Raw genomic sequence first — 16,316 nt, 5'->3', positions numbered from 1 at the left:
CCCCGCGGGCACACTCCCGCCCATGCGAACCCTGCTCGATCTGATCCTTCCGCTCGAATGCGGTGGCTGTGCCGCGCCCGGGTCGAAGTGGTGTACGCAATGTCGGGAGGCACTGTCGGTTCCGCCGACCCCGCTGCGGCCGCGGATCGACCCCGGCGTGCCGTGCTGGGCGATCGGTACCTACTCGGGTCCGCGCAGGCTCGCCGTCATCGCAGCGAAGGAACGCGGTCGGCGCGACCTCGCCGAGCCGCTCGGTGCGGCCATTGCTCACACGCTCGGCTGGTTACGCGACGCCGGAGAACTCGACCCGCCGGAGTTGGCGCCGACGGTGTTGATCCCGGCGCCGACGAGAGCGCGTGCGGCTCGCGTTCGCGGCGGCGATCCGGTGACGGCCATGGCGACGGCCGCTGCTCGACGCGGACGAGGAGTTGCGGTCGCACCACTGCTGTCGCTACGTGGCCGAGTACGCGATTCCGTCGGTCTGACAGCGGATCTGAGGCAGCGCAACCTTGCCGGACGGGTTCGAGTGCGGACCGACCGCGGAGTGGACGCAGCGGCCAACGTGGTGCTTGTCGACGACGTGATCACAACTGGATCGACGGCGAGTGAGTCCGTGCGTTCGCTCGCACGTGCCGGAATCGAGATCACCGCAGTGGTTGTGGTTGCAGCTGCGTAACGCCACGCCGCGCCGACAGGCGAATTGTGCGTGAACACTGGCACAGCGCACAGAGACGTACTACCGTCGCGAAGACACCCGAAGACACAGGTGGGAGGTGGTGCCTCGGATCCTGGTGCCGAGCGGTTCCCCTCTCGGCACGTCAAGTTCGCCGTGACCAGCCTTCTGGCGCGGCCATATTCGGGAGGTACGCGTGACGACCGCTTCACAATCCTCGGTTTTCGAAGAAGACACCACTCAACCAGCCGAAAAACATGCCGACATCGTGGTCAAGGGCCGCAATGTAGAAGTACCCGAGCATTTCCGAATCTATGTCTCCGAGAAGCTTTCTCGGCTCGAACGATTCGATCCGTCGATCTATCTGTTCGACGTCGAACTCTTCCACGAACGTAATCGTCGCCAACGCAAGAACTGCCAGCGCGTCGAAATCACCGCACGAGGCAAAGGTCCTGTCGTACGCGCAGAAGCATGCGCCGACAGCTTCTACGCCGCGCTCGAATCCGTCACCGCGAAGCTCGAAAATCGTCTGCGCCGAACCAAGGATCGAAGGAAAGTCCACTACGGCGACAAGACTCCCGTATCGGTCGCACAGGCGACTGCCGCACTCGTCGAGGTCGACGAGATATCCAAGAAAATCGAGTCGCCGAGCGCCGAATTCGAAGCGCCCGACCTACCTGACAACAGTCCCGGCCGCATAGTCCGCACCAAGGTGCACTCCGCGGCGCCGATGTCCGTCGACGACGCCCTCTACGAGATGGAACTCGTCGGACACGATTTCTTCCTGTTCCATGACCAAGCAACCGACAGGCCTTCGGTCGTCTACCGCCGACATGCCTTCGACTACGGCCTGATCAGGCTCGCGTAACACCCGTCCCTGACCGCTGTACTTTCAGCGCATCGAACGAAGGACCAGTCCCGACAATTGGGACTGGTCCTTCGTTCGTGTCGTGGTTTTTCCAGCGCTGGGAAGGGCCAGGCCTACTCGGCGGGTTCGACGAGCGCATACCATGGTCGGCACAGGGGGCCGAAAACTCGCGCCCGCTCTGCTCCCATGTTCGGGAGCCGATACTTGCCGCCGAAGATTGAGGACGAAACAGATCGTGCCGACACTGACATTCTCGAAGTTGCTCCGGCTCGGTGAAGGCCGCATGGTCAAGCGGTTGGGGCACCTTGCCAACGAGGTGTCCAATCTGGCGCCCGACGTGGAGAAGCTCACCGACGACGAACTGCGCGCCAAGACGGGCGAGTTCCGCAAGCGGCACGCGAACGGCGAAACGCTCGACGAGTTGCTGCTCGAAGCGTTCGCCGTCGCCCGCGAAGCGTCGAGCAGGGTGCTCTCGCAGCGACACTTCGACGTTCAGGTGATGGGCGGCGCGGCGCTGCACATCGGCAACGTCGCCGAGATGAAGACCGGTGAAGGCAAGACGCTGACCTGTGTCCTGCCCGCCTACCTGAACGCCATCGGCGGCGACGGCGTGCACGTGGTCACCGTCAACGACTACCTCGCCAAGCGCGACTCCGAGTGGATGGGCCGCGTCCACCGCTACCTCGGGCTCGAGGTCGGCGTCATCCTCGGCGGCATGTCGCCGTCGGAGCGTCGCACCGCCTACCAGTCGGACATCACCTACGGAACGAACAACGAGTTCGGCTTCGACTACCTGCGTGACAACATGACGCACTCGCTGGAGGACCTCGTTCAGCGCGGCCACAACTTCGCGATCGTCGACGAGGTCGACTCGATCCTCATCGACGAAGCCCGTACCCCGCTGATCATTTCGGGCCCCGCTGATGCGTCGTCGAAGTGGTACGGCGAGTTCGCGCGAATCGCACCGCTGCTCAAGCGCGATGTGCACTACGAGGTCGACATCAAGAAGCGCACGATCGGTGTGCACGAGGCAGGCGTCGAGTTCGTCGAGGATCAACTCGGCATCGACAACCTCTACGAGGCGGCGAACTCGCCGCTGGTCAGCTACCTCAACAACTCGATCAAGGTCAAAGAGCTCTACCAGCGCGACAAGGACTACATCGTGCGCGACGGTGAGGTCATCATCGTCGACGAGTTCACCGGTCGAATCCTGGTCGGTCGGCGCTACAACGAGGGTCTGCACCAGGCGATCGAGGCAAAGGAGAAGGTCGAGATCAAGGCCGAGAACCAGACGCTCGCCACGATCACGCTGCAGAACTACTTCAGGCTCTACGACAAGTTGTCGGGTATGACGGGTACCGCTCAGACCGAGGCGTCGGAACTGCACGAAATCTACGGTCTCGGCGTCGTTCCGATCCCGACGAACAAGCCGATGGTCCGCGTCGATCAGTCGGACCTGATCTACAAGACCGAAGAAGCCAAGTTCGACGCCGTCGTCGACGACATCCAGGAGAAGCACGAGAAGGGTCAGCCGGTCCTCATCGGCACGACGAGCGTCGAGCGGTCGGAGTACCTGTCCAAGCAGCTGACCAAGCGTGGCATCGCCCACAATGTGCTCAACGCCAAGTTCCACGAGCAGGAGGCGACGATCATCGCCGAGGCGGGTCGCGCCAAAGCGGTCACCGTCGCCACCAACATGGCTGGTCGTGGTACCGACGTCGTGCTCGGCGGAAACCCGGACATCATCGCCGACCTGGCGTTGCGTAAGCAGGGGCTCGATCCGATCGAGACCGCCGACGAGTACCAGGCCGCGTGGGAGCCGACCCTCGAGACCGTCAAGGGTGAGGTTGCCTCCGACGCGAAGAAGGTGCGTGACGCGGGCGGTCTGTACGTGCTCGGCACCGAGCGGCACGAGTCGCGTCGCATCGACGATCAGCTTCGTGGTCGTTCGGGCCGCCAGGGCGATCCGGGCGAGTCGCGGTTCTATCTGTCGCTCGGCGACGAATTGATGCGTCGATTCAACGGTGCTGCGCTCGAGTCGATCATGACTCGACTCAACCTGCCCGACGATGTGCCGATCGAAGCCAAGATGGTGTCGAAGGCGATCAAGAGTGCGCAGACGCAGGTCGAGCAGCAGAACTTCGAGATCCGCAAGAACGTCCTCAAGTACGACGAGGTGATGAACCAGCAGCGCAAGGTCATCTACGCCGAGCGCAGGCAGATCCTCGAGGGTGAGGACATGGAAGGCCAGGTCGAAGGCATGATCACCGACGTGGTCACCGCTTACGTGGACGGCGCGACCGCCGAGGGGTACGTCGAGGACTGGGATCTCGACCAGTTGTGGACCGCACTCAAGACGCTCTACCCGATCGGTCTGAAGCATGAGGACCTGACCGGTGAGACCGAGGTCGGCGAGGCAGGCGAGCTCACTCGCGACGATCTGCGCGCGACCCTGCTGAAGGATGCGCACGACGCATACGCCAAGCGCGAGAAGGAGATCGACGCAATCGCCGGCGAGGGCGGGATGCGCAATCTGGAGCGTCAGGTCCTGATGTCGGTACTCGACCGGAAGTGGCGCGAACACCTCTACGAGATGGACTACCTCAAGGAGGGCATCGGTCTGCGTGCCATGGCCCAGCGCGATCCGCTCGTCGAATATCAGCGCGAGGGTTACGACATGTTCATCGCGATGCTGGACGGCCTGAAGGAGGAATCTGTCGGGTTCCTGTTCAACCTCCAGGTCGAGGCGACGCCTGTCGAGCAGCCCGCAGTGCAGCCGGGTCTGCGGTCGCCGGTCGGTGCCGGTGCCGCAGCCGCAACCAAGGCAGCAGCCCCGACGCTGCGTAAGCCTTTGCCGACCGAAGAAGCCGCGGCTCAGAACAAGGTTGCGGAAAAGAAGGTCGCCGCGCCGAGCGCGTTGCGTGCCAAGGGCTTGAACGAAGCCGAGCCGAAGGGCCTGACGTACTCGGGTCCGGCGGAGGACGGCAGCGCGTCGGTCCGCAAGTCGTCGCCCCAGGCCGAGGAGACCGCGGACGGCAAGTCGCGTCGCGAGCGTCGTGAGGCTGCGCGTCAGCAGGGTAAGGCGCCGACGCGGGCCCCGAAGTCGAAGCGTCGCAGGTAGGCGGCTACGCCGCTCGTGAGTCCTTTCGGAGGGCGGAACCTCCGAAAAGACTCACGAGCGGCGGAGCCGCACTACAGGCGCAGCGATGTCACGCGCCAGGCCGCTGGGTTGCCGCTCGAGGTGACGCGACCCGCAACCGCGAACACCCGCGGTCCTCTGGAGTAGGTGCCGAAGATTTCGGCGTTGGCCTCGTCGACCATCCGGACATGGACAGGCCCCAGCGCTGCTGCGCCGAGTGCCCGACCTCGGACCGACGTCTGCGCGAGCACCCGAACCATGTCGATCAGCGATGGTTCGAGTGCTCCGCGGAGCGTGACGGCGGACCGGCGTCGATCGACGACCTCCAACGTCGCGCGTAGGGCGACATCGGCGAAACGTCGTGCGGCAGCAACGGTTCGGTCGTTGTCGGCTGCAATTTCCGGGTTCGCTGCCTGGCGGTTCGAAGCCGAGCGACCGCTGTGCGCCGACCGTCGGACACTGTGCGTTGCAGGCGTCGTGCAGACAGGCGCCGTCCGGTCGTCGGCCCCCAACTCGGGTTCGCAGCGCGGTGGCCGCGACAGGTACAACCGAGCTCTGTTCATGATTCCCCCCGTGCTTTCCGGATGCCCCACGCGACCGGAACGTGCGTCCTGAAACGATCTCGGAGACCGTGGACGTGGCAAGCATCGCATGTTCGCGGCCGCCATGGGAGACCATAGCGCTTCCGCCTGCACACCGGTCGGGTGTGGCATCGAGTTCAGCTATACGGCCTCGCACGCTTAGGGTTATGTCTGCACGAACCTGCAGCGGATGGGAGTGTTGGCGCCATGGTTACCCGGCTGACGCCACAGGACGCGTCGTTCTATGCGTCCGAGTCGAGTAGCTCACCGATGCATATCGGTTCACTGGCGATCGTGCAGAACGCCGACGGCACGCTCGATTACGAGAAGCTGCTCGAGATCGTCGACCGCAGGCTCTTCCTCGTTCCCCGCTATCGGCAGAAGGTTCGCGAGGTGCCTCTCGGGCTTGCGCGCCCGGTCTGGGTCGACGCGAGCGATTTCGACATCACCTATCACATTCGCAGGTCTGCGCTGCCGAAGCCGGGTTCGGACGAGCAACTGCACGAGCTGGTTGCCCGACTTATGTCGAGGCCGCTCGACCGAACGCTGCCGCTCTGGGAGATGTACCTGGTCGAGGGCTTGTCGGACAATCGTTGCGCCATCTTCACGAAGTCGCACTCGGCGCTCGTCGACGGCGAGGAGGCGCTCGAGATCGGGCATGTGATCCTCGATTCGAGCAACACGCCGCGTGAGGTAGCCGACGACCTGTGGCACCCGGGCGCCGAGCCGAGCGACGCGGGTCTGGCTATTCGCGCGGTCGGCGAACTGGTGTCAAGGCCCGGCGACGGCGTCGATATCGCCAAGCGTGCGGTCGGTAGCGTCGCGGGAGCGGCGACGTCGGTTGCCGGGTCGTTCGGCAGATTCGCCGCGGGTCTGCATCCGTCTGCGAGCACAGCGCCGCCGAGCCCGCTGAATGCGACGATCTCGCGAAACCGGCGCCTCGACGTGGCAAAGACCGACCTGGAGGACTACCGGCGGATCCGCGCCCATTTCGGCTGTTCGATCAACGACGCGGTGCTCGGCGTGGTGACCGGCGCCCTACGCAACTGGCTGCTCTCGCGTGGCGAACCCATCACCGGCTACACCGCAATTCGCGCGTTCGTTCCGATGTCGGTCTACGGCACCGAACCCGGTATGGGCGATCTGCTCGGCAGCCGGTTGTCGTCGTTTCTGATCGACCTACCCGTCGGCGAGCCGAACCCCTCGATTCGGTTGTCGCACATAGCGCATGCGACCGAAGCGCACGGGCGGGACAGTCGGAGCGTGACGGCACGGACACTCGTTCGGCTGTCCGGTTTCGCGCCGGCGAGTCTGCACGCGATGAGTGTGCGTGCGGCGAGCGGTTACGGCCAGCGAACGTTCAATCTCCTGATCACCAATGCGCCAGGTCCGCAGGTTCCGATGTACATCGGGGGAGCGCGGATGCTCGAGATGTATCCCGTGTCGCCGCTGCTGAAGGATCAGGCGCTCAGTATCGGGCTGACCTCCTACGATGGCCGGGTCTACTACGGTCTGAACGCGGACCGGGATCTGATGTCGGACGTCGATGTGATCACGTCCCTGCTGTACGAGTCGATGGAGGAACTGCTCGATGTGTGTGCGTGAACCCGGCTGTGTCCCCGATTGTGTGCGCCGATGAGGGTGTACGTCCCCGCTACCGTTCGGATGCTGCGGCAGCTGGTCGCCGACAGCGAGTTGCGTGCCGTCAACGGCACGGCTTTCGCGATCACGCCCGCATTGCGCGAGGCCTATTCTTCCGGCGACGACGACGAGTTGGGTGAGGTCGCGATGGCGGAGGCCGCTCGTGCGTCGCTGCGGTTGCTCGCCTCCGAGCACGCCGAGGACGAGGGCCCGTTCGATGCCGACAGCGCGCCCATCCGTAGGCGCGCGGTGATCGCGGCCGATGTCGACGACGTGAAGTTGCGCCCCGATCTGGACGACGCCGTCGTTCGGTTGTCGGCGCCGATCACGATGGCTCAGGTGGCGTCGGCGCACGTCGATCTTGCCGAGGCCGAGCCGACTGTGCAGAAGGCGATCGAGGTCGTCGATCAGGCCGATCTGGGTGATACCGATGCCGAGTTCGTTGTCGGCGACGCCGAGGATCACGAGCTGGCGTGGTACGCGACCCAGGAGTTGCCGTTCCTGCTCGAACTGCTTTAGCCACCCCCTGCGCGGCCGGCGATTACGTTTCCTGCAAACTTGTAATCGATACATGCCGCTGAAGGTGTCGCAGAAGCTGAGGATATGCATATGACCACTCGCCGAGCCGTCGTCGTTTCCGGTGCGCGGACCCCGTTCGTCCGAGCCTTCGGTGACTACACCCGCATGGACAGCATCGCGCTTGCCGGAACTGCCGTACGTGGCGTTTTGGAGCAGACGGGTCTGCCGTTCGGCGATGTTCAGGCGATCGTGTGGGGCGGGGTGATCCTGCCGAGCGCGGCTCCGAACATCGCTCGCGAGGTCGCGCTCGATCTGCAGCTCGATCACGGCTGCGAGGGCTACACCGTCACGCGTGCGTGCGCGTCGGGTCTGCAGGCGGTGACGTCGGCCGCTGCGGCTATCGAGCGCGGCGAATACGACATCATGATCGCCGGTGGCAGCGACTCGACGAGCAATGCCGAGATCAAACTTCCCCAGAAGATCGTGCATTCGATGGCGCCGATCGCGCTCGGTAAGCCGAAGCCGAAGGACTACCTCAGCGCAGTCGCGCAACTCGCGCCGTTCACGGATCTGTTCCCGACGCGACCGAAGATCGCCGAGCGTACGACGGGCGAGGTGATGGGGGAGTCCGCGGAGAAGATGGCGAAGATCCACGGCATCACCCGCGCCGACCAGGACGAATTCGCGGCCAGATCGCATCGGCGAGCCAACGCGGCGATCACCTCGGGACGTTTCGACGCGGAAGTGCTGTCCGTCACGACCCCGCAGGGCAAGACCATCACGCGCGACGGACTCGTCCGCGGCGATTCGACGGTGGAGAAGCTGGCGAAGCTGGCACCGGTGTTCGAACGCAACGGCACCGTGACGGCAGGCAACGCGAGCCCGCTGACCGACGGCGCTTCCGCGGTGTTGCTGATGAGCGAGGAGAAGGCGCGCGAGCTGGGCTTCCTCCCGCTCGCGGCGTTCAAGTCGTGGAGCTACGTCAGTGTCGATCCCAAGGATCAGGTGCTGATCGGTCCGGCCATCTCGATGCCGCGGGCGCTCGACAAGGCCGGCCTTTCCCTCGCCGACATCGATTTCGTCGATATCCACGAAGCCTTTGCGGCACAGACGCTTTCGGTGGTATCGGCGCTGGGTAGCCACGAGTGGGCGAAGCAGCGACTCGGCCGCGACGAGGCTGTCGGCGACATCGACGTCGACAAGTTGAACGTGCACGGCGGTTCGGTGTCGCTCGGGCATCCGTTCGGTGCGACGGGCGCGCGCATGGTGACGACGATGGCGAACGAAATTTCCCGCGCGGGCGGCGGCACGGCGCTGCTCGGAATTTGCGCAGCCGGCGGCATCGGTGCGTCGGCGGTGCTGGAGGGCGTGTAAATCCCTCGTCGGTTACCCAGCGGTAACTTACGATCCCGTAACCTGGTCGGGTATTCTGAGGTCACCGACGAGATTTGCATGGGATCGATCGCATGGGTTTGAAGAACTGGCTGGAAGCGCCGGCCGCGGATGTTGCCGCGCCGCGGCGGCCGCGACTGAACGTCCTTCGTGGTGCCGTTGCACGGATCACCACACCGCTGCTGCCCGACGACTACCTGCATTTGGCGAACCCGCTGTGGTCGGCCCGTGAGCTTCGCGGCCAGATCGTCGAGGTCCGCAAAGAGACTGCAGATTCTGCGACGCTGGTCATCAAGCCGGGGTGGGGATTCGACTTCGACTACAAGCCGGGCCAGTACATCGGGATCGGGCTGCACGTCGACGGCCGCTGGCATTGGCGTTCGTATTCGTTGACGTCGCCGCCCAATTGGGAAGCGGGCCATCGCGGCGGTCGGAAAGTCATCACGATCGCGGTGAAGGCGATGCCGGAAGGCTTCCTCTCGACCCATATCGTCGGCGGTGTGCCGTCCGGAACGATCGTCCGGCTCGCAGCGCCGCAGGGCGAGTTCGCACTGCCCGATCCGCCGCCCGCAAAGATCCTCTTTCTGACTGCAGGCAGCGGCATCACGCCGGTCATGGCGATGCTGCGAACGATGGACCGTCGTGGTCAACTGCCCGACGTCGCGCACGTACATTCCGCACCGACGTCGGATGCGGTGATGTTCGGGTCCGAACTCGAACGAATGGCAGCCGAACACGCGACGTTCGTCACCCATATCCAGCTCACGAAGTCCGACGGCAAGTTCAGCCTCGCGTCGCTGGATTCGATGTATCCCGATTGGCGGGAACGGCAGACCTGGGCATGTGGACCGCTGAAGATGTTGGACGAGATCGAACGCCTCTGGCGTGACGAGCGCATCTCCGATCGGCTCCACCTCGAACGGTTCGAGATCGCCCGCGCTGACATGTCCGGGCAGGGTGGAACGGTCACGTTCGCGAAATCGGGCCGCAAGGTCGAGGTCGACGGTGCGACCAGCCTGTTGCAGGCGGGCGAGCAGGTCGGCGTGCAGATGCCGTTCGGTTGCCGGATGGGGATCTGTCAGACGTGCGTCGCCCCGCTCCTCGCGGGCCACACTCGTGATCTTCGATCCGGTGACGAGCGGCGCGAAGGCGATCGAGTCCAGACCTGCATTTCGGCAGCAGCAGGCGACTGCACGCTGGATTTGTAATATTTGGGTACTTCACATTTCAGGTACTACCGATCTACAATGCCAATGACAACGGAGGCCCGGTGGCGATCACCGATATCAAACAATTCGCGCATCTGACCGAAGCTGACATCGAGTCGCTCGGCCGGGAGCTCGATGCGATTCGCCGTGACGTCGAGGAGTCGCGCGGAGCAGCAGATGCGCGCTACATCCGTCGCACGATCAGGCTGCAGCGCTCGCTCGAGGTCGCCGCGCGGCTGACGTTGTTCGCCAGCAAGTACCGTCCGGCGTGGATCGCGGGAACGGCCATGCTTGCGGTCTCCAAGATGATCGAGAACATGGAACTCGGCCACAACGTGAGCCATGGCCAGTGGGATTGGATGAACGATCCGGAGATCCACTCGACGTCGTGGGAGTGGGACCAGGTCGGTCCGTCGCGGCAATGGAAGCGCGCGCACAACTACAGCCATCACACGTACACGAACATCGTCGGCATGGACGACGACATCGGCTTCGGCATCCTGCGGATGACGCGTGACGAAGAGTGGAAGCCGATCAACCTGATCCAGCCGCTCGCGAACGTGCTTCTCGCTGCGACGTTCGAGTGGGGGATCGCGCTGCACGATCTGGACAAGCAGAAGGAGCTCGAAGGCGTCGACCCGAAGCAGCTGCTCTCCGCCCCGAACAAAGCATTCTTCGGCAAGGTTGCTCGCCAGGTCACGCGCGACTTCGTCATCCATCCGGCGGTGACGGGCCCGGCGTGGAAGAGCACCCTCACCGCGAACGCAACGGCCAACCTTGCGCGCAACCTGTGGGCGTACGCGGTGATCTTCTGCGGACATTTCCCTGACGGTGCGGAGAAGTTCACCGTCGAGCAGTTCGAGGACGAGACGCACGCCGAGTGGTACCTGCGGCAGATGCTCGGTAGCGCGAACTTCGAAGCAGGCCCGGTCATGGCGTTTATGAGTGGCAACCTGAGCTACCAGATCGAACACCACCTCTTTCCCGACCTGCCGAGCAACCGGTACGCAGAGATCTCCGTCCGTGTCCGCGCGCTCTGTGACAAGTACGACCTGCCGTACACGACGGGTTCACTCGCCAAGCAGTACCTGCTGGCCTTCCGGACGATCCACAAGTTGGCGTTGCCGGACCGTTTCCTCAAGCGCACCGCGGACGATGCACCCGAGACGTCGTCGGAGCGCAGGTTCCACGGTCTGACGGACACGATGACGGCTATGCGTATCGACCCCGCCACGGGTGAGCATCGTGGTCTTCGGTCTGCGATGAACGAAGCCAAGTTGGCGCTCAACCTCAAGAAGGCAGAGGCCAAGGCGTCGCTGAAGGTACACAAAGCGGAGGCCAAAGCAGCGCTGAAGGTCAAGAAGCTGGAGGCCCGTGCTGCGCTCGACGAGCAGAAGGCGAAGGGCATTCGGCGTCGGCGTTAACTAGCTCACACTTGTCGGCGACGGAATCTACGGTTCCGTAACCTACGGTACCGTAGGTCCATGGCGATTTCGGATATCAAGGAATACGCGCATCTCACCGAGGCCGATGTCGAAGCGCTCGGAATCGAACTGGATGCGATTCGTCGCGACATCGAATCCTCGCGCGGCGAGAGCGATGCGCGCTACATTCGCAATGCCATCCGACTGCAGCGCGCCCTTGAAATAGGCGGCCGCGCAACGCTTTTCGCGAGCCTGTTCCCGCCGGCCTGGCTCGCGGGGACCGCCATGCTCGGCGTTGCGAAGATCATCGAGAACATGGAGATCGGCCACAACGTCATGCACGGCCAGTGGGACTGGATGAACGATCCGGAGATCCACTCGGTGTCGTGGGAGTGGGACAACACCGGACCGTCGGCGCACTGGAAGCAGACCCACAACTACCTGCATCACAAGTACACGAACGTGCTCGGGATGGACGACGACGTCGGCTACGGCCTGCTGCGCGTCACCCGCGATCAGCGTTGGAAGCCGTTCAACATCGGCAACCCGGTTTACAACCTGCTACTGCAGCTGTTCTTCGAATACGGCGTTGCGATCCAGCACCTCGAGCTCGGCAAGGTTGTCGCCGGACGGGTCGAGCAGGCCGAATTCGAGCGCAAGCGTCGCGAGGTACTCGAGAAGGTCGGGCGCCAGATCGCGAAGGACTACCTCCTCTTTCCCGCCCTCACCGGCCCCGCGTTCCTGACGACGTTGACCGCCAACCTCACGGCCAACATGATCCGCAACGTCTGGACCAACATGGTGATCTTCTGCGGTCACTTCCCTGACGGTGCCGAGAAGTTCACCAAAGCGGATCTGGAGAACGAGACGCAGGGCCAGTGGTATCTGCGGCAGATGCTCGGTAGCGCGAACTTCGAAGCAGGCCCGGTGCTCGAATTCATGAGTGGCAACCTTTGCTACCAGATCGAGCATCATCTGTTCCCCGACCTGCCCAGCAATCGTTTGCGGGAGATCTCCGTTCGCGTGCAGGCACTCGCGGAGAAGTACGACCTGCCGTACACGACCGGCTCGATCGCGGTGCAGTACTGGAAGTCGTGGCGAACCATCGCCAAGCTCGCGCTGCCGAACAAGTACCTGAAGGCGACCGCCGACGATGCTCCCGAGACCGCTTCCGAGCGCAAGTTCGCCGATCCGACACCCAAGTTCGATCCTGCGACCGGCAGGAGACGTGGACTGCTGACCGCGCTGCGGTTGGCTCGCTAGCTCTCTCGCGCAGCCCAGGTGTCGTTCGACCGCACCGCTGTGAGAAGTAGTCGAACAGCGGCAACGCGACGCGCTGATTTGCCTTCCAGGGCGTCGAGAGCGCATTCGGGGTCAGCGGGTGGTCCCAGGTGCGTACAGCCGCGTGGGCAGTCCTGAGCGGCCGCTGCGAGGTCTGCAAACGCGGCGACGACGTCGGCGGGCGAGATGTGCGCGAGCCCGAACGATCTGATGCCGGGGGTGTCGATCACCCAGCCCGCCCCTCCCGGAAGTGGGAGGGCGATCGACTGGGTGGATGTGTGGCGACCTTTGCCGACGCCGGACACGACGCCGACAGCGCGGTAGGCGTCGGGGACGAGCCGATTCACCAGCGTCGACTTGCCGACCCCGGAGTGACCGATCAGCGCGGTCAGTTTGCCGTTCAGCAGTTCGGTGATCTCGTCGATGGGTTCGGTCGTGCCGCCGAGGACGACCTGCAGTTCGAGGTCGGCGAACGAGGCTGCGAACTCCTCGTAGCCTGCGAGATCGCTTTTGGTCAGACACAGAATCGGTTGCAGCCCACCGGCATAGGCGGCGATCAAGGTGCGTTCGACGAACCCCGTCCGCGGCGGTGGGTCGGCAAGCGCGACGACGATCATCAACTGCTCGGCATTCGCGACGACGATGCGCTCGTACGGGTCGGTGTCGTCGGCTGTTCTGCGCAGCACCGACTTTCGCTCCTCGACGCGAATGATGCGGGCCAACGTGTCCGGCTTGCCCGACGTGTCACCGACGATGCCGACGCGGTCGCCGACGACGATCGGCGTCTTGCCGAGTTCGCGCGCTCGCATGGTGACGACGGGACGTTCGGGGTCGCCGCCGAGAACACAGCCCCACCGGCCGCGGTCGACCGCTACGACCATCCCGGATTCCGCATCCTCGTGCTGCGGACGGGTTTTGGTGCGCGGACGCGAAGCCCTGCCCGGGCGCACCCGGACATCGGACTCGTCGTATTCGCGCCGCTTCAGCTCGAGCCGTCCAACATGTGTGACCACAGTCCGACGAAGTCGGGCAGCGTCTTCGCGGTTGTACCGATGTCTTCGATCTCGATGCCGTCGACGCGCAGGCCGAGTATCGCTCCGGCCGTTGCCATCCGGTGGTCGGCGTAGGAGTGCCATTGCCCACCGTGCAGCGGTGCCGGAGTGATCTCCAGCCCGTCGTCTGTCTCCGTCACCTGTCCGCCGAGTCGATTGATTTCGGTGGAAAGTGCTGCAAGACGGTCGGTTTCGTGGCCGCGCAGGTGCGCGATGCCACGTAGCCACGAGGGGCCCTCGGCGAGGGCGGCAAGTGCGGCGACCGTCGGCGTCAGCTCGCCGATGTCGTGCAGGTCGATGTCGATGCCGTGCAACTGCTTCGGTCCGCGCACGGTCAGAGTCGACTCGGCCAGTACGACGTCGGCGCCCATTCGGACAAGGATTTCGCGGATCGCGTCGCCGGGCTGGGTCGTCGTCTGCGGCCAGAACGGGACGCTCACTTCACCTTCCGTGACGGCGGCGGCGGCGAGGAAGGCAGTGGCGTTGGACAGATCCGGCTCGATCGCCCAATTTACCGGACGGATCGGCCCGGGCGCCACGACCCAGGTGTCGGCTTCGGTGCTGTCGGAAGGAGATTCGACGCGAACGCCTGCTGCCCGCAGCATCTCGATCGTCATCTCGATGTGTGGCATCGACGGCACCGGCTTGCCGCTGTGATGAATCGTGATGCCCTCGTCGAACCGCGCCGCAGAGAGCAGGAGCCCGGATACGAACTGCGACGACCCTGACGCGTCGATGGTGACCGTGCCGCCACGAACCGCGCCGTGCCCGTGTACGACGAACGGCAACGCGCTGCCGTCGACGTCGGCACCCGCGGCGCGCAACCCGTCGAGAATCGTGTCGAGCGGGCGCGTGCGTGCCTGTTCGTCGCCGTCGAACTCGACGTCACCGTCTGCGAGCGCTGCGACGGGAGGCAGGAAGCGCATGACCGTGCCTGCGAGGCCGCAGTCGACGGCAGCACCCGTCAACGCTGCCGCCGGGGTGATCGTGAGTGTTGTATCGAGTCCCTCGATCCCGATTCCGAGCGCGCGCAGTGCGTCGATCATCAGGTTCGTGTCGCGGCTGCGCAGCGCTCCGGTAACCGTCGACGGACCCTCCGCCAACGCGGCGAGGACCAGCGCGCGATTGGTGATCGATTTCGAGCCGGGCAGTGGCACCGACGCACGGACCGGCCCAACGGCGTAGGGGGCACTCCAAAAAGTCACAGGCCCCATCTTTGCGTATCGGTCGCGAACGAAGGTAACGGTCGTGTCGGTGCGTCGTGTCAGCATGGAGCTATGTGTGGGAGATACGCGACGACGGTCAACCCCGGGTTGCTCGCCGCTGAGTTGGATGCCTATGACGAGACCGATCCGTTGGAAGACCTCACGCCAGAGGAGGAGGGTCCGAATTTCAACGTCGCTCCGACGACGAAGGTCGTCGCTGTCGTCAAACGGCACGATCGCGCCGATCCGGATGCTGGCGCCGCACTTCGGATCCGGCGGATGCGCTGGGGTCTGATTCCACGCTGGACCAAGCCTGCCGAACCAGGTGTCCCGGCAAAAGGAAAACCGCTGTTCAATGCGCGGGCGGACACCGCGACGACAACACCTGCGTTTCGTGACGCAGTGAAGACCAAGCGTTGCCTGGTGCCGATGGACGGTTGGTACGAGTGGCTCACCGAACCGGGCCCCGATGGCAAACCTGCCAAGGTCCCGTTCTTTATGACGCCCGCCGACGGCTCCCGCCTGTACATGGCGGGCCTGTGGTCGGTCTGGCGAGACGGCGATCGGCCGCCACTGCTCAGCTGCACGATCCTGACAACCGATTCGGTCGGCGAGCTGGCGCGGATCCACAACCGGATGCCACTGATCATGCCGTCGGACGCGTGGGACCGCTGGCTCGATCCCGATCATGCTGATGTGGCAGGTCTGCTGGAGTCGCCGAGCGAAGATCAGGTCGCCCAGCTCGAGATCCGGCAGGTGTCACCGAAGGTCAACAGCGTCAAGAACAATTCGGCCGACCTCGTCGATCGATTCGAGCCCGCGGAGCAGCCGGAGCAGATCAGCCTGCTGTGATCTCGGCGAGCACGGCGGCGGTGCACCGAACGAGGTCGCTCGGTGCCAGTTCGATCTCCATGCCGCGGCGGCCGGCGCTGCAGAACACCCGCTCCCACGTCATCGCCGACGCATCCACCACGGTCGGCAGCACACGCCGCTGTCCGAGCGGTGAGATACCCCCGACGACGTAGCCCGTCACCTTCTGGGCCTTCGCAGGGTCGGCCATCGCGGCCCTCGCGACGCCGAGCGCTGCGGCAACGGCTTTGAGCGAAAGCTTCGAAGGCACCGGCAGGACCGCGACGCCCAGTTTGCCGTCCGGCAGTTCGACGACGAGCGTCTTGAACACCTGACCCGCGGGAACGCCCATCGCCTCGACGGCTTCGACGCCGAATCGCTGCGAGCGTGGGTCGTGGGAATACCGATGCACCTCGTGCGGCACCTTCTCGGCGAGCAATGTCTTGGTTGCTGGTGTGGCATTCGCGGCCATCGGCACAGCGTA

Annotated in this window: 14 protein-coding genes; 10 read left to right on the top strand and 4 right to left on the bottom strand. The window is 64.5% G+C overall.

Annotation, left to right across the window (positions count from 1 at the left end; translation table 11 throughout):
- Positions 1 to 22 precede the first annotated feature (22 nt).
- The 3 genes from JGU71_RS05855 (at position 23) to secA (ending at position 4,662) form a co-directional block, all read left to right on the top strand.
- Positions 23 to 676, top strand: coding sequence for a ComF family protein (locus tag JGU71_RS05855; protein ID WP_199703094.1), 654 nt, complete (start codon positions 23 to 25; stop codon positions 674 to 676).
- 193 nt (positions 677 to 869) lie between these two features.
- Positions 870 to 1,541: a ribosome hibernation-promoting factor, HPF/YfiA family gene (gene hpf, locus JGU71_RS05850; protein WP_199703093.1), complete on the top strand. Its 672-nt coding sequence runs from the start codon at positions 870 to 872 to the stop codon at positions 1,539 to 1,541.
- Between the two features lie 235 nt (positions 1,542 to 1,776).
- On the top strand, positions 1,777 to 4,662 hold the full coding sequence (gene secA / locus JGU71_RS05845; protein ID WP_199703092.1) for a preprotein translocase subunit SecA: 2,886 nt from the start codon (positions 1,777 to 1,779) through the stop codon (positions 4,660 to 4,662).
- Between the two features lie 71 nt (positions 4,663 to 4,733).
- Here secA and JGU71_RS05840 read toward each other — a convergent pair whose 3' ends face one another.
- The gene (locus JGU71_RS05840; protein ID WP_233528801.1) at positions 4,734 to 5,243 is read right to left on the bottom strand and encodes an Rv3235 family protein; all 510 of its coding nucleotides are present in this window, start codon (positions 5,241 to 5,243) and stop codon (positions 4,734 to 4,736) included.
- A 225-nt stretch (positions 5,244 to 5,468) separates the two neighbouring features.
- Between JGU71_RS05840 and JGU71_RS05835 the strand changes: the two genes are divergently transcribed.
- The 6 genes from JGU71_RS05835 to JGU71_RS05810 all read left to right on the top strand — a co-directional run bounded on the left by JGU71_RS05835 (position 5,469) and on the right by JGU71_RS05810 (position 12,708).
- The gene (locus tag JGU71_RS05835; RefSeq protein ID WP_199703091.1) at positions 5,469 to 6,866 is read left to right on the top strand and encodes a WS/DGAT/MGAT family O-acyltransferase; all 1,398 of its coding nucleotides are present in this window, start codon (positions 5,469 to 5,471) and stop codon (positions 6,864 to 6,866) included.
- A gap of 30 nt (positions 6,867 to 6,896) precedes the next feature.
- Positions 6,897 to 7,421 carry a DUF6912 family protein gene (locus tag JGU71_RS05830; protein ID WP_199703090.1) on the top strand — a complete coding sequence of 175 codons (525 nt, stop codon included), beginning with the start codon at positions 6,897 to 6,899 and terminating at the stop codon, positions 7,419 to 7,421.
- A gap of 90 nt (positions 7,422 to 7,511) precedes the next feature.
- The gene (locus tag JGU71_RS05825) at positions 7,512 to 8,795 is read left to right on the top strand and encodes an acetyl-CoA C-acyltransferase (protein ID WP_199703089.1); all 1,284 of its coding nucleotides are present in this window, start codon (positions 7,512 to 7,514) and stop codon (positions 8,793 to 8,795) included.
- Positions 8,796 to 8,887: 92 nt separating this feature from the next.
- Positions 8,888 to 10,021 (top strand): ferredoxin reductase, encoded by a 1,134-nt coding sequence (locus JGU71_RS05820; RefSeq protein ID WP_199703088.1) that lies wholly within the window; start codon positions 8,888 to 8,890, stop codon positions 10,019 to 10,021.
- Between the two features lie 62 nt (positions 10,022 to 10,083).
- The gene (locus JGU71_RS05815; protein ID WP_199703087.1) at positions 10,084 to 11,445 is read left to right on the top strand and encodes a fatty acid desaturase family protein; all 1,362 of its coding nucleotides are present in this window, start codon (positions 10,084 to 10,086) and stop codon (positions 11,443 to 11,445) included.
- A 60-nt stretch (positions 11,446 to 11,505) separates the two neighbouring features.
- The gene (locus JGU71_RS05810; protein ID WP_199703086.1) at positions 11,506 to 12,708 is read left to right on the top strand and encodes a fatty acid desaturase family protein; all 1,203 of its coding nucleotides are present in this window, start codon (positions 11,506 to 11,508) and stop codon (positions 12,706 to 12,708) included.
- Here the strand turns inward: JGU71_RS05810 and rsgA are convergent.
- Both rsgA and aroA read right to left on the bottom strand, forming a co-directional pair.
- Positions 12,705 to 13,739: a ribosome small subunit-dependent GTPase A gene (gene rsgA, locus JGU71_RS05805; RefSeq protein ID WP_307829517.1), complete on the bottom strand. Its 1,035-nt coding sequence runs from the start codon at positions 13,737 to 13,739 to the stop codon at positions 12,705 to 12,707. The genes JGU71_RS05810 and rsgA overlap by 4 nt on opposite strands.
- Positions 13,709 to 14,992, bottom strand: coding sequence for a 3-phosphoshikimate 1-carboxyvinyltransferase (gene aroA, locus JGU71_RS05800; RefSeq protein WP_233528883.1), 1,284 nt, complete (start codon positions 14,990 to 14,992; stop codon positions 13,709 to 13,711). Before aroA ends, rsgA begins: the two co-directional genes overlap by 31 nt.
- Positions 14,993 to 15,055: 63 nt before the next feature.
- On the opposite strand from aroA, the gene JGU71_RS05795 reads away from it, so the two are divergent.
- A complete protein-coding gene (locus JGU71_RS05795; protein WP_199703084.1) occupies positions 15,056 to 15,835 on the top strand; it encodes an SOS response-associated peptidase in 780 nt (259 codons plus the stop codon).
- Here the strand turns inward: JGU71_RS05795 and ybaK are convergent.
- Positions 15,822 to 16,304: a Cys-tRNA(Pro) deacylase gene (ybaK, locus tag JGU71_RS05790; protein ID WP_199703083.1), complete on the bottom strand. Its 483-nt coding sequence runs from the start codon at positions 16,302 to 16,304 to the stop codon at positions 15,822 to 15,824. The genes JGU71_RS05795 and ybaK overlap by 14 nt on opposite strands.
- Between the last annotated feature and the right edge of the window lie 12 nt (positions 16,305 to 16,316).

The organism is Antrihabitans stalagmiti (assembly GCF_016482825.1).
Lineage (GTDB): Bacteria > Actinomycetota > Actinomycetes > Mycobacteriales > Mycobacteriaceae > Antrihabitans > Antrihabitans stalagmiti.
Note: the sequence above shows the minus strand (reverse complement) of the source record. Positions and strands in the feature narration are given on the sequence as shown.